Raw genomic sequence first — 13,801 nt, 5'->3', positions numbered from 1 at the left:
AAATTAATTAAAAAGCTAATTTACCTTCAAAATCGCATCAATATAACCTAATGAAAAATAATAATAAAAATATTCTTTACAAAAAAAATCAAAAAATAAAATAAAATATTTTGATAAATTACTTTTTTGTAATAAAATCCTTGTAAATTTGGTTATTTTGTAAAGAAATATTAATTTTGTAAAAAGTGATTTAAAAATATATATAAAAAACCAATAAATAATCACAACTATTAATGACAATGCAGTAATGCTAGAAAACAGAAAAAACATTGTAATATTGTCAGAGGAATATAAGGAATAATTAAGATGACTAAGAGTCTTAATTTAAAAATTATCTCAGCTTTCGTGATTGCAACACTATCTTTACAGCCTGTTTACGCTACAGACTCGGAGACGTCTTCAAATGCAGTTGATAGTAACAAGATAATTGAATTGAAAAATGGCACTAAAGCTCGAGAGATGATAAATAATCAACAGCGCAGCCTATATCAGATTGCGTTGTTAAGTAGTATTTCGATTTCAGAGCTAAGAGCGATGAATGCCGGTCGATTTGACAAGAAAGACGTCGTTGATATTGGTGAGCGTCTAGTTCTGCCTGAAAATTCTCCTTTATTACCTGCTATAAAAATTAATGATGATAAAAAAGATAAATATTCGAATTTACCTAAATTAAGTTCTGACGATAATTATGATGTAAAACAAGATAAAGATGCTTTAGCTACTCAAGTGGCGTCTACATTACAAACGCTCGCTACTCAAGATTGGAAGCAAATTACTTCATCAGATAATGGTGGTATATCAGGCCATCTGAAAGACAAAGGTAAAGATTATGCTGAAAATTATGTTCGTAATGGCGTTAAAACGCAAATTGTTGACCCAGTTCGCAATGCAGCACAAGATTTCTTAGGTCGTTTTGGTACAGCTCAATTACAGTTTGATTTGAGTGATAAAGGCCAATTTAATAACGTTAATTTAAAATTATTTAGTCCTTGGATTGATACCGAGGATATGTTGATTTTTAGCCAAATTACATTCCAAGAATATGAACATAATCGCCGTATAGGTAATATTGGTATTGGCCAACGTTGGGATGTAGCCGATAAAAAATGGTTACTTGGTTATAATGTCTTTTTGGATCACGACTTTCAACGTGCACATAATCGTTTAGGTATCGGTGCCGAGGCATGGAGTGATTACATGAAATTCGCGGTGAACTATTATCATCCTCTCTCGGACTGGAAAGAGTCTAAAGATTTTGATGAATATTTAGAAAGAGCTGCTAAAGGTTTTGATATCCGTTTTCAAGGTTATTTGCCACAATATCCACATCTAGGTGGGTCGCTAATGTATGAACAATACTTTGGTGATAAAGTTGCATTGTTTGGTAAAGATAATTTACAAAAAGATCCACGAGCGATAACAATTGGATTAGATTATACTCCTGTTCCGCTTTTCACGATAAAAGCTCAACATAAACGCGGGCAAGATAATAAAAAAACTACTACAGCAGAATTAACCATGAATTATCGGATTGGTACGCCATTAAAAGATCAATTAGATCCAGATATGGTCCAATCAGCACGATCCTTAAAAGGCAGTCGATATGATTTAGTTGATCGTAACAACTATATCGTCCTTGAATATAAAGATAGAAAAATGACTGTCGATTTAGGATTAGAATCTATTCAAATAATCGAAGGTACAACATCTAACATCTTTATAGGTTTGCATAATGCTAAAGGTGTATCCAAGTTGGTATGGTCTGGTAATATGCAAGATATCGATGATGGTGGTGGTTTCTTATGTTCGGCAATCGGAACTTGTACCGCTTCTTCATGGTTTAATCCACCAGCAAGTGTTGATAATTGGAAAATAGTTGCTCCAAAGTACCTTGATAAAAATGGTCAACGCAACCCAGTTAGCACCAATGGTGTTTATTCTTTATCGGTAACAGTTACTGATGGAAAGGGGAAAAGATCAGCAACATCTAACTCAGTTTCTTTTGAAGTTCTACCTAATAATGAACTACGCAGAGTGGGCGTTTGGGCTATTGATGTTTATGGTAGAGCAAGTACTGCTCCTGTTCACAATCCTGCTAACGGTAGGGATACCGTTACGTTAATGGCTACGTTGGTCACACCAAAAGATGGCGTAGAAACTCGGGGCCTAACTGACTATGATGGATTTAGTGATACTATCTTAATGGATAGTATTGAAAATTCGTTTGAAGCTTCTGTTACCGATTTGTGGGTAGCAACTAGTAATGGTAATCCAATTAATTTTATTGATGGAACCACTGGAAATATAACGGCTTGTCCGACAGCAGATCCTTGTGTCATTGTTAAATCATTTGAAAAAATCAAGATGGGACATAAGATATCTAATAGAGATATAGAGGCAATTGGTGATACTTATGCTATCAATGTTGCTTCTAATATCACAGGTACAGTTGATTTCGTAGCTAAGCTGAATCAATATGGTCAATCTTTGAACCATGCGATTGTTTATTTTAATGGTGGTCAGGCTGGTAGACTTGAAGTTTATCGAAGTTCAGATAATGCATTAGTTGCAGCTACTGATGATAACCCTTATCTAGTATTTAATCCAAATGGTCCAAATGAGTGGAAAGTTCATAACGAATATTATGCAGTCGCTTATGATCTGGCTGACAACGTAATTCAGGATCCATTTATTGTCTGGTCACTTGTTGGATCAAATGATAGCGCATGCCCTGGAAATAGAGCGATTAATCTTAAAAATGCCTTGGGTAATCCTGACTATCGAAATGGACCATGGTTTAATGTGAGTATGGGTAAAAATGCACGTTATAAGATTCGAGGAATCAAATCGACAGTAAATGGCAGTAATATCGACGGTGAAGATAGCTATGCGTTTATTGGTACAAGTATTCCAAAAGTTGAAGGTGCACCTGAGCACGTGGATTGGCAGCAAGTATCTATTCCTGAAAGAGCATGTGCTGGAGACCAAGGTTTCTTATTACAAGTTATTGCTTATTAAAGTTAAGAAGTTTTTTAATTATCACAAATTACCGTTGATAATTCAAAAGGGAACACCAAAAAATGGTGTATTTATATAAATACAACATGTTAATTTATCAAAGAAAAATAGGAAGTTAAACATGAAAAATCTAACAATCAAAAAAGTCGCATTAGGCTTATTCTTAGCTGGTTATGCTGCTAGTAGTGCTTACGCAGTAGATATAGTGGGAGAAACCGTTAATCAAATACAAGGTAATGCACCGGTTATTTTCGCTAAAGATCATGACGTTGAACGCGCTATTACCATTCGTATTACCGCAAGTGAATCTGATACAACTGCTGCTGGTAACGATAGAAAAGCTCAAGTTGGTGATTTTATTCATATCTTTTATAATTTAAAAGATTCAGATGGCGATATTGATACAACAGGTGCAATCAAAGACACATTAAGAGTATGGATTAATAAAACTACTGATGATGTGTCATGGACAAATGTGACTAGTGATATTTCCAGTTCACTTACCTATAGTAATAATGGTGAAGAAGGTCATATATATTTTAGAATTACTGAAGCTATGGCTGGTGCGGTGAAAGTTGGTTTACAACTTCAAGAGAAAACTTCATTTGGTAATCCAAATGTAAATGAATGGTTAAACCTTGCTGATATTTGGAGTACTCAAGCTCCTCAACATCAAGAAACAATAGGTGATAACGAACAACCAGCTACTAATACTGGTTCTGGTGACCCTGATCCTAACAACCCAGTAGGACCGATCTTCTCTGATCAAAGTACAAAAATTGGTATTTTCAAATATAAAACTGATGGTACACTTGACATGAGTATAAATATAGCAACTACTTTACCAGCTCAACCAACTGGAGTTAGTGATGCAGACTGGGCGAAACGAACAGTTCCACAATATGGCGATCGTTTAGCTGCTGTTGTATGGCAAATAACGGATGGAAATACTACTGGAGATCATAGCTTACCAAATACTGCTGGTACTGATAGAATAATTACTGATTCATATAGATTCACATGGAAACTTTACGGTACCTCTAGTGATAATACAGGTAGTGTAGCTGCACCTGCAGATGCATTAACTACAGGTGTGTATAGTGTAGCTGCAGCTGATATTGGTGATTCAATTGCCTTAGGTGCGGTAGAAGCAGCTGGTGGCAATGTTGCTACGATAGCAAATACTAAACATAACTCATTATATAATACCTTAACAACGACTAGAGCAGGTATTCAAGGCTTCAAACTTCAAGTTATAGCAAGATAATTATCTATTTAGTTATGAAATTGATAAAAACCACTCTATTGAGTGGTTTTTTTTAATAAAATAAGCTTAATCAAATTAAATTAAATGGATAAAAAGTGTTACGTAATATAATATTTAATTGTGCACTTCTAAGTATTAAATTGATACAATAATTAATCGAATCGATAATTACAACCATGATTATTCCTTGGCAGACTCTTGACCCTCAAACATTAAATAATCTTATTGAATCTTTTGTTTTACGAGAAGGTACCGATTATGGTGTGCAGGAAAAAACACTTGCAGATAAAGTCAATGATGTAAAACTTCATTTAATTAATGGAACTGCCGCAATTTTTTGGTCTGAATTACATGAAACAATTGATATCAAAATTATTAAATAATGATTAAAATCGTTTTACTGAGTATATGATTTATTGTGTAACTTTGTTATAGTGTCATTGTAGTAATTGAATGGAGAGGACGGAATAATGATTGGTAAACAGCAATCAGATACAACATTAGAATGGTTTTTATCTCATTGCCATATTCATAAATATCCAGCTAAAAGTACCCTTATTCATCAAGGAGAAAAAGCCGAAACTCTCTATTATATTTTGAAAGGATCTGTTGCTGTATTAATTAAAGATGATGAAGGTAATGAGATGATTTTGTCTTATTTAAATCAAAATCAATTTTTAGGTGAATTAGGTCTTTTCGAAGAAGGAACAGAGCGTAGTGCTTGGGTAAAAGCGAAAACAAGTTGTGAAGTGGCTGAAATCTCTTATAAAAAATTTAAACAGCTTGTACAAGTTAATCCCGATATTTTAATGCGGCTCGCTAGTCAAATGGCAAGTCGATTACAAGTGACATCAGAAAAAGTAAGCAACTTAGCCTTTTTAGATGTTGCTGGACGAATTGCACAAACCTTATTGAATTTAACCAAACAGCCTGACGCAATGACCCATCCAGATGGCATGCAAATTAAAATTACCCGTCAGGAAATCGGTCAAATAGTTGGCTGTTCACGTGAAACAGTGGGTAGAATTTTAAAAATGCTTGAAGACCAACATTTGATTTCAGCACATGGCAAAACAATTGTGGTTTATGGTACCCGTTGATTATCGAAATTATGATAAAAATGATTGAGATATTACGAGATATTAAATGACACAACAAAGATACATCCCAAATCATGTTGCTATTATAATGGATGGTAATGGTCGTTGGGCTCAACAACGTAATCAATTAAGGGCGATTGGTCATCGAGCTGGTTTAAAAGCGGTTCGTAAAATTGTCACCCATGCAGCAAAACTAAATATCAACGTACTCACTTTATATGCATTTAGTAGTGAAAATTGGAAGCGACCATCTAATGAAGTTTCAGCTTTAATATCACTTTTTATTTATGCTTTAAATCGAGAAATCAAAAATTTAAATAAACATAACGTTCGTTTAAATATTATTGGTGATATATCAAAGTTTAATGAACATCTTCAAAAACTGATTATTGATGCTCAATGCCTAACACAAAATAATACCGGCCTTATTCTCAATATTGCGGCTAATTACGGTGGTCGCTGGGATATTGTACAATCAGCACAAAAAATGACGACTAAAGTTTTGCAAGGAGAGATAAAACTTGAAGATATTAATGAGGATAGTTTTGCCACAACCATTTGCATGAGTGATTTGCCTGAAGTTGAATTAGTTATACGTACTGGTGGTGAGTATCGAATTAGTAACTTTTTATTATGGCAAAGTGCCTATGCAGAATTCTATTTTACCGACACACTTTGGCCTGACTTTAACTCAATATCCTTCGATGAAGCGATAGACGTATTTAATACTAGAGAACGACGTTTCGGCGGTGTTCAAAATGAGGAAATTTAATGTTAATTCACCGTATTCTAACTGCACTAATACTTATTCCAATGGTAATTATTGCCTTGTTTTTTGCGCCATTATCAATATTTTCTTATCTAGTTATCGCTGTTTGTGGAATAGCTGCATGGGAATGGACTAATTTTCTAGCTATGACTAAACCATTACATAAAATTGTTTTTACATTTTCTGTTGTAATGTTATTAAGTTTAGTTTATCTAATTCCAAATACAGAATTAATAAAATATAGATTATTTAATTATATAATTTGTTTCTCGATTATTTGGTGGTTAGTTGCATTTTTATTGGTTATTGGTTATCCAAAGTCAGTAAAATACTGGTCTAATTCACTGATTATTAAATTATTATTTGCTTTTTTTACACTGTTTCCTTTCTTTGTCGGTATGATTGAGCTTAGGTCAATTAATTATATATTTAATACTTATACAGGTGCTGTTTGGCTGCTATATGTATTTGTGTTAGTATGGGCAACCGACACCGGTGCATATTTCGTTGGTAGAGCGATAGGTAAACGAAAATTGGCAGCAAAAGTATCACCAGGGAAAACAATAGAGGGCTTTTTAGGTGGGATTAGCTCAGCCATTTTGATTAGTGTGTTTGTTTATTTAACCGGTTATTTCCAAATTAGTTTCATTACTTTTATATTGAGTTCTTTGTTAGCTATTTTAGTTTCAGTATTAGGTGATTTAACTGAAAGTATGTTTAAACGAGAAGCAGGCATTAAAGATAGTGGTAATATTATTCCTGGACATGGCGGTATTTTAGATCGGATTGATAGTTTAACTGCTGCAGTTCCAATATTTGCAGCACTATCTTTACATTTACTTTAAAAGGTTATTGATTTTGCTCTGGTCACTGTTATTATTTCTCATTACTATCAGTATATTAGTCACTGTACATGAGTTTGGACATTTCTATGTGGCTAGGTTATGCAAGGTCCATGTTGAATGTTTTTCGATTGGGTTTGGAAAAAAAATATGGGCGCATAAGTTTTCAAGTGGAACAGAGTTAGTTATTGCTATGATTCCACTAGGTGGCTATGTTAGAATGCTTGATAGTCGAGCTAGCGAATTAGCTCCCAATTTTGAAAAATTTGCCTATGACAAAAAGAAACTATGGCAAAGAGCAGCAATTATTTTTGCTGGTCCATTTGCCAATTTTGTTTTAGCAGTGCTTATTTATTGGATTATTTTTTTGATGGGAGTCATTGAGTACCCCGTTAAAGTAAAAAATGTTATACCTTTAACTCCGGCTGCAACATTGAATATTCCAGCTAATTCAGAGTTAAAAATGATAGATAATACAAAAATTTATAGTTGGAATGATGTAAATATTGCATTAATTACTGCGTTAGGCAATCAAAACGTTAATATTACATATATAGATAGTTCTAATGGTGATAGTAACCAAAAAGAAATCATTAAAAATGTTAATATTAACGATTGGTATTTTGATATTGAGAAAGATTCTGCTATAACAGCTTTTGGTTTTATACCTAAACAGTTGGAAATTTATCCAATTGTGAGTAAAATTGTGACAGATTCGGCTGCTGAACAAGCTGGTTTGCAAGTTGGTGATAAAATTATCAGTTATAATGATCACTTATATACAAATTGGAGTGATTTTGCGAATACAATAAAAAAAGCCGAAATCATGGTATTGAAAGTGGATCGTAATGGTAAAGATATCAATCTGACGCTAACACCCAAAATAAATCAAAATGGAGAGAGGGTTGCGGGATTTTATCCGACATCTGATTCGGTAATTAAGCAGTATAGTTTTTTAAATGGATTTGACAAGGCGATGGAACAAACTATATTAACAACAAAGTTAACAGTTCGATCTCTTTATCAATTAGTAACAGGTGTTATTGGTCTTAAGCACTTATCAGGACCGATAACAATAGCAAAAAGCGCAGGGCAAACAGCAAGTTATGGTTTTACTCCTTACTTATATTTTCTGGCTTTTATTAGTATAAGCTTAGGTGTAATCAATCTTGTTCCATTACCAATGTTAGATGGCGGGCAGCTTCTTTTTTTATTATTTGAAGGAATAAAAGGAAATGCCTTATCAAATAAAGCACAAGAGCGTTTTTTTCGTATCGGATTTGTTTTATTAATGGTAATAATGGGAATTGCACTATTTAATGATATTTTACGATTGTAATGGGATGAGGTTATAAATATATACGATGAAAATAAAAAACTTACTTATAGCATCTTTGCTGTTTAGTACTACAGCAGTATATAGTTCCAATGCATTTTGTGTTGATGATTTTGTAGTTAAAGATATCAAGTTTGAGGGGCTACAGCGTGTAACTGTTGGCGCAGCTATGCTTGAAATGCCAATCCAAGTTGGTGACTATGTCAATGAAGCTGACTTAGGCCGTATTATTAAATCTCTTTACTCAAGTGGTAATTTTGATGATATAACCGTATCAAGAGATGGTGATAGATTGATTGTACATGTGCAAGAACGTCCTACTATTGCAAGCATTACTTTCTCTGGCAATAAATCTGTTAAAGATGATATGTTGAAGAAGAATTTAGATAGTACTGGTATTCGAGAAGGTGATGCATTAGATCGCACTATGCTTTCTGGTATTGAAAAAGGTTTAGAGGATTTTTATTACAGTGTTGGTAAATATAATGCTCAAATTAAAGCTGTAGTTACGCCATTATCTCGTAATCGTGTTGATCTAAAATTAGTTATTGCTGAAGGTAAATCGGCGTTAATTGATCAAATCAATATTGTTGGTGCAAAAGCATTTTCATCAGAAGAACTGATTTCTCGTTTTACATTACGTGATGAGGTTCCTTGGTGGAATATGTTAGGTGATCGTAAATATCAAAAACAAAAATTAGCATCTGACTTAGATGAATTGCAAAGCTTTTATCTAAATCGAGGTTATGCACGTTTCAACATTGAATCTACACAAGTTAGTTTAACACCAGATAAAAAAGGTATTTATGTAACTATTAACATCCATGAAGGTGAACAATATAAATTATCAGAATTGGATTTTAAAGGTAACTTTGCTGGTCATAAAGAGGCAATAACCAAAATAGCCAAAGAAAAACTGACTGTTGGGGACCTTTATAATGGTAAAAAAATTACTGATATTGAAGATAATGTTAAACGTTTGTTAGCTAATTTTGGTTATGCTTACCCACAAGTAGCTATTCAACCTGAAATGGATGATGCATCACATACCGTTAAATTAATAGTATTAGTTGATGTTGGACAACGTTTCTATGTCCGTAATATTAAGATTGTCGGAAATACAATTACTAGTGAAAGTGTCGTTCGTCGTGAACTTCGTCAGATGGAAGGCTCATGGTTAAGTAATGGTTTGGTTGAACTAGGTAAAGATCGTTTAAATCGACTTGGATTTTTTGATTCGGTAGAAGCAAATACTGAACGTGTTCCGGGAGTAGATGATCAAGTTGATATTATTTATAAAGTTTCCGAGCGAAATACAGGTAGTATTAAATTTGGTATTGGTGTTGGTTCTGATAGTGGTGTCAGTTTTAATGCAGGTATTTCACAAGATAACTGGTTAGGCACAGGTAACAGTGTTTCTTTTGATATTAATACTACTAGCAATGATAAGACAGCATCGATATCGATTGTAGACCCATATTTTACAGTTGATGGTGTCAGTTTAGGTGGTAGTGTTTATTACAATACTTATAAAACTGATAGCGATGATGATGAATCAGAATATTCAAGTAAAACCTGGGGGGCAACAGCTAATTTAGGTTTCCCTATAAGTGAAAATAATTTCCTCCGTTTTGGCGCTGAATATGCTAACCATAATTTAACTGATATGCAGGCACAGTATAATATGTGGCGCTATTTTGAATCCATGGGTGAAAATATGAAAAACAAAGATAAATCGTTTTCATATGATACCAACGATTTATTGTTGAATGCTTATTGGACATATAATTCATTGGACCGAGGATACTTTCCTACTGATGGTCTAAAATTAACAGCAAATATAAAAGCGACTGCGCCAGTCTTTGATAATCGATACTATAAGATGGTTACTGATGCATCTTATTACTATCCAATTGACGGAGATCATAATTGGGTGTTCTTAGCTCGTGGTCGTTTAGGCTATGGTGGTGGATTTGGTGGTAAAGAGTTACCATTTTATGAAAACTTCTATGCTGGTGGTTCAACTGTTTTACGTGGTTTTAAATCGAACACTGTGGGTCCTAAAGCGGTATATTTTAACAAAAACGGTTGTCGTACGTTAAATGATACATCTGGATGTGAAAAATCTAAAGATGCGATCGGGGGTAATGCTCTAGCATTTGCTAGCACAGAATTGGTTGTTCCAACACCATTTGCCAGTGAAAAATATTCCGATAGTATTAGAACTTCAGTATTTTTTGATGCCGGTACTGTTTGGGATACAGAATGGGATCTAAAAGGAAAAAATGTTCCTGATTATAGTTCCCCATCAGATATTAGAATGTCAGCTGGTCTTGCTGTTCAATGGATGTCTCCATTAGGTCCATTGGTATTTTCTTATGCACAACCACTTAAGAAATATAATGGCGATTCAGCGCAACAATTTCAATTTAATATAGGTTCAACATGGTAATACCAAGTTGTGAATAACTAAAATATATAGGTGAATAAAGTGAAAAAAATTATATCTGTTCTTGGTCTTAGTGTTGCATTACTTTTTACTGGCACAGCGAATGCCGAAATTAAAATTGGTGTTATTGATGTTATGTCAGTATTACAACAAATGCCGCAACGAGAAACAGTTGGAAAAGCTTTAGATAAAGAATTTGAAGCTAGAGCGAAAACACTACAGCAAGAAGAGAAGAAAGCTAATGATGCGGCAGCACGTTTGAAGAAAGATGGTTTAACTTTATCTTCTTCTGAAAAAACAAAACTGAATAAAACTATTTCTGATTTTGAAAATAAAGCAAAAGCTTTCTCAAATGATTATCGTAAACGAGAAACTGAAGAAGCAAGTAAATTATTAACTAAAATTCAAGAAGCTGTTAAAAAAATTGTTGAAGAAGAAAAATATGATTTAATATTAAAAGCTGAAGCAACTTTATCGGCTTCAGATGCTGTTGATATTACAAATAAAGTTTTGGAAAAGGTTAAAAATTAATGTTTGCTTTTCGTTTAGAGCAATTAGCTGAACAGTTGGGTGCTACGTTACACGGTGATGGTGAATTAATCATCACTGGTGTGGCATCAATGAAAAGCGCCACCGAAGGCCAAATAACTTTTTTGGCCGATAAGAAATTCCAAAATAATTTATCTAGCTGTAATGCATCTGCTGTTGTCATGACTGAAGAAAGTCTTAAGTATTGGAATGGGGCAGCTTTAATAGTAAAAGATCCCTACCTATGTTATGCAAAATTAGCCCAAATTTTGGATACAACTCCTTTACCCGCTAAAGAAATTGCTGATTCAGCAGTTATCGATCCTACAGTGCAATTAGGTAACAATGTTGCTGTTGGAGCTAATGCTGTTATTGAAAGTGGTGTAGTTCTTGGTGATAATTGTATTATCGGTGCCGGTTGCTTTATTGGTAAGGATACAGTTATTGGAGCAGGCACTAAACTATGGGCTAATATATCTATATATCATAACTGTGTTATTGGTGAAAATTGCTTAATCCAATCAGGAACTGTAATTGGCGCAGATGGATTTGGTTATGCTAATGATAAAGGTAAATGGATAAAAATTCCTCAACTAGGTCGAGTAGTAATAGGTAATAATGTTGAAATTGGTGCATCAACAACCATAGATCGTGGTGCTCTAGATGATACTGTTATCGGCAATGGTGTTATTATTGATAATCAATGCCAAATAGCTCATAACGATATTATTGGTGATCATACTGCTGTTGCCGGTGGTGTAATCATGGCTGGAAGTTTAACTATTGGTCGTCATTGTTTGATTGGTGGTGCTAGCGTTATTAATGGGCATATGGAAATTTGCGATCAAGTTACAGTGACAGGAATGGGAATGGTAATGCGCCCAATTACCGAGCCGGGTGTATATTCATCAGGAATCCCATTACAACAAAATAAAGTATGGCGTAAAACAGCTTCATTAGTATTACATATTGATGAAATGAATAAACGTTTGAAAGCACTTGAGAAGAAGCAGTTAAATATCTCGACGTAGTCGATTACGGTCGGTATAATGCTTTCCTATTTTGTAAAATTAATTAGCTCAATTATTGTTTATAATATGATTATGAGCAAATATATTTAATAATTTCGAGGTATAAAGATGCAAGTTTCGGTAGAAACAACACAAGGTTTAGGTCGTCGTTTATCAATTACTATTAAATCAGAAGATATCACTAAAGCGGTTAATAAAGAACTTTTAAATACTGCAAAAAAAGTTCGTATCGATGGATTTCGTAAAGGAAAGGTTCCTTTAAAAATTGTTGAACAACGCTATGGTGCTTCTATTTTACAGGATGCTTTAAGCGATTTAATGCAACGTAATTTTGTCGATGCTATTATTCAAGAAAAATTAAACCCAGCTGGTGCACCTGTATATACTCCAAAAGAATATAAAGATGGTGAAGATTATACATTTACTGTTGAGTTTGAAGTTTATCCTGAAATCAAAATTAAAGATTTAGATAAGATCGAAGTTGAAAAACCGATTGCCGAAATTGTTGATGCAGATGTTGACACAATGATTGAAACTTTGCGTAAACAACAGGGAGCTTGGAAAGTTGTTGAACAAGAAGCTAAAGAACAAAACCGTGTTACTCTCGACTTTTTAGGTAAAGTTGACGGTGATGAATTTGAAGGTGGTAAAGCTGATGATTTTGCACTTGTTTTAGGACAAGGTCGTATGATTCCTGGTTTTGAAGATGCAATTATTGGTCATAAAGCAGGTGATCAATTTGATATCAATGTTACTTTCCCAGAAGATTATCATGCTGAAAATTTAAAAGGTAAACCTGCGGTATTTGCTGCTACACTTAAGAAAGTTGAAGAACTTGAACTTCCAGAACTTACTGAAGATGTGGTTAAAAGATTTGGTATTGCTGATGGAACTGTTGATAGTTTACGTGCAGAAGTGCGCAAAAATATGTTACGTGAACTTAATGCTACAATTCGTAATAAAATTAAATCACAAGCTATTGATGGTTTAGTTAAAAATAACGATATTGAAGTGCCAGCGGCTTTAATTGATCGTGAAGTTGATGTGTTACGTCAACAAGCGGTAACTCGTTTTGGTGGTAATGCTAAACAAGCAATGGATCTTCCTAAAGAGTTATTTGAAGCAGAAGCAAAACGTCGAGTATTAGTTGGATTGCTATTTAGTGAAATTATTGAAAGCAATAAATTACAAGCTGATGATACTAAAGTTCAATCATTAATCGATGAAATTGCAACAGCTTATGAAGATCCAAAAGAAGTAGTAGATTATTACCACAAAGATAAGAAAGCAATGGATAATATCCGTTCTGTTGCGCTAGAAGATCAAGTAGTTGATTTATTATTAGCTAGTGCTAAAGTAACAGAGAAAACCTATTCGTTTTCTGAATTAATGAATCAGCAAGTTGCATAAGCAATTTGTTATTTTATTTAATTAAAAATTTCTATAAAGCCCAAATAAGGA

Annotated in this window: 11 protein-coding genes; all 11 read left to right on the top strand. The window is 33.8% G+C overall.

Going from position 1 to position 13,801, the window contains the following annotated elements; genetic code table 11:
• Nucleotides 1–306 precede the first annotated feature (306 nt).
• The 11 genes from H3T56_RS02510 to tig all read left to right on the top strand — a co-directional run bounded on the left by H3T56_RS02510 (nucleotide 307) and on the right by tig (nucleotide 13,750).
• On the top strand, nucleotides 307–3,018 hold the full coding sequence (locus H3T56_RS02510) for an inverse autotransporter beta domain-containing protein (protein WP_065577720.1): 2,712 nt from the start codon (nucleotides 307–309) through the stop codon (nucleotides 3,016–3,018).
• 121 nt (nucleotides 3,019–3,139) lie between these two features.
• Nucleotides 3,140–4,285 (top strand): hypothetical protein, encoded by a 1,146-nt coding sequence (locus H3T56_RS02505; protein ID WP_086360942.1) that lies wholly within the window; start codon nucleotides 3,140–3,142, stop codon nucleotides 4,283–4,285.
• 176 nt (nucleotides 4,286–4,461) lie between these two features.
• Nucleotides 4,462–4,668: a YheU family protein gene (locus tag H3T56_RS02500; protein ID WP_034903307.1), complete on the top strand. Its 207-nt coding sequence runs from the start codon at nucleotides 4,462–4,464 to the stop codon at nucleotides 4,666–4,668.
• 84 nt (nucleotides 4,669–4,752) lie between these two features.
• Nucleotides 4,753–5,385, top strand: coding sequence for a cAMP-activated global transcriptional regulator CRP (gene crp / locus H3T56_RS02495; RefSeq protein ID WP_034903327.1), 633 nt, complete (start codon nucleotides 4,753–4,755; stop codon nucleotides 5,383–5,385).
• A 46-nt stretch (nucleotides 5,386–5,431) separates the two neighbouring features.
• Nucleotides 5,432–6,157, top strand: a complete 726-nt coding sequence (locus tag H3T56_RS02490; RefSeq protein WP_065577718.1) for an isoprenyl transferase — start codon at nucleotides 5,432–5,434, stop codon at nucleotides 6,155–6,157.
• Nucleotides 6,157–6,999, top strand: coding sequence for a phosphatidate cytidylyltransferase (locus tag H3T56_RS02485; protein ID WP_086360943.1), 843 nt, complete (start codon nucleotides 6,157–6,159; stop codon nucleotides 6,997–6,999). The genes H3T56_RS02490 and H3T56_RS02485 overlap by 1 nt, the downstream gene beginning before the upstream one ends.
• Entirely contained in the window at nucleotides 6,971–8,335 is a 1,365-nt protein-coding gene (gene rseP, locus H3T56_RS02480) for an RIP metalloprotease RseP (RefSeq protein ID WP_370545471.1), read from the top strand. Before H3T56_RS02485 ends, rseP begins: the two co-directional genes overlap by 29 nt.
• A 25-nt stretch (nucleotides 8,336–8,360) precedes the next feature.
• A complete protein-coding gene (gene bamA / locus H3T56_RS02475; RefSeq protein WP_065577716.1) occupies nucleotides 8,361–10,784 on the top strand; it encodes an outer membrane protein assembly factor BamA in 2,424 nt (807 codons plus the stop codon).
• Between the two features lie 39 nt (nucleotides 10,785–10,823).
• Entirely contained in the window at nucleotides 10,824–11,312 is a 489-nt protein-coding gene (locus H3T56_RS02470) for an OmpH family outer membrane protein (protein WP_165755099.1), read from the top strand.
• Nucleotides 11,312–12,340, top strand: coding sequence for a UDP-3-O-(3-hydroxymyristoyl)glucosamine N-acyltransferase (lpxD, locus tag H3T56_RS02465; RefSeq protein ID WP_086360945.1), 1,029 nt, complete (start codon nucleotides 11,312–11,314; stop codon nucleotides 12,338–12,340). Before H3T56_RS02470 ends, lpxD begins: the two co-directional genes overlap by 1 nt.
• Before the next feature lie 108 nt (nucleotides 12,341–12,448).
• Nucleotides 12,449–13,750: a trigger factor gene (tig, locus tag H3T56_RS02460; RefSeq protein WP_034903424.1), complete on the top strand. Its 1,302-nt coding sequence runs from the start codon at nucleotides 12,449–12,451 to the stop codon at nucleotides 13,748–13,750.
• Nucleotides 13,751–13,801 lie beyond the last annotated feature (51 nt).

Source organism: Gilliamella sp. W8123, from assembly GCF_016101085.1.
GTDB lineage: Bacteria > Pseudomonadota > Gammaproteobacteria > Enterobacterales > Orbaceae > Gilliamella > Gilliamella apis.
The sequence above is the reverse complement of the archived record's forward strand: the minus strand, read 5'-3'. Positions and strand labels throughout refer to the sequence as shown.

Bases quoted from the DNA above. Each gene is read 5' to 3' on its own strand.
- H3T56_RS02510 (WP_065577720.1), top strand. From the start codon at position 307: ATGACTAAGAGTCTTAATTTAAAAATTATCTCAGCTTTCGTGATTGCA.
- H3T56_RS02505 (WP_086360942.1), top strand. From the start codon at position 3,140: ATGAAAAATCTAACAATCAAAAAAGTCGCATTAGGCTTATTCTTAGCT.
- H3T56_RS02500 (WP_034903307.1), top strand. From the start codon at position 4,462: ATGATTATTCCTTGGCAGACTCTTGACCCTCAAACATTAAATAATCTT.
- H3T56_RS02490 (WP_065577718.1), top strand. From the start codon at position 5,432: ATGACACAACAAAGATACATCCCAAATCATGTTGCTATTATAATGGAT.
- H3T56_RS02485 (WP_086360943.1), top strand. From the start codon at position 6,157: ATGTTAATTCACCGTATTCTAACTGCACTAATACTTATTCCAATGGTA.
- bamA (WP_065577716.1), top strand. From the start codon at position 8,361: ATGAAAATAAAAAACTTACTTATAGCATCTTTGCTGTTTAGTACTACA.
- lpxD (WP_086360945.1), top strand. From the start codon at position 11,312: ATGTTTGCTTTTCGTTTAGAGCAATTAGCTGAACAGTTGGGTGCTACG.
- tig (WP_034903424.1), top strand. From the start codon at position 12,449: ATGCAAGTTTCGGTAGAAACAACACAAGGTTTAGGTCGTCGTTTATCA.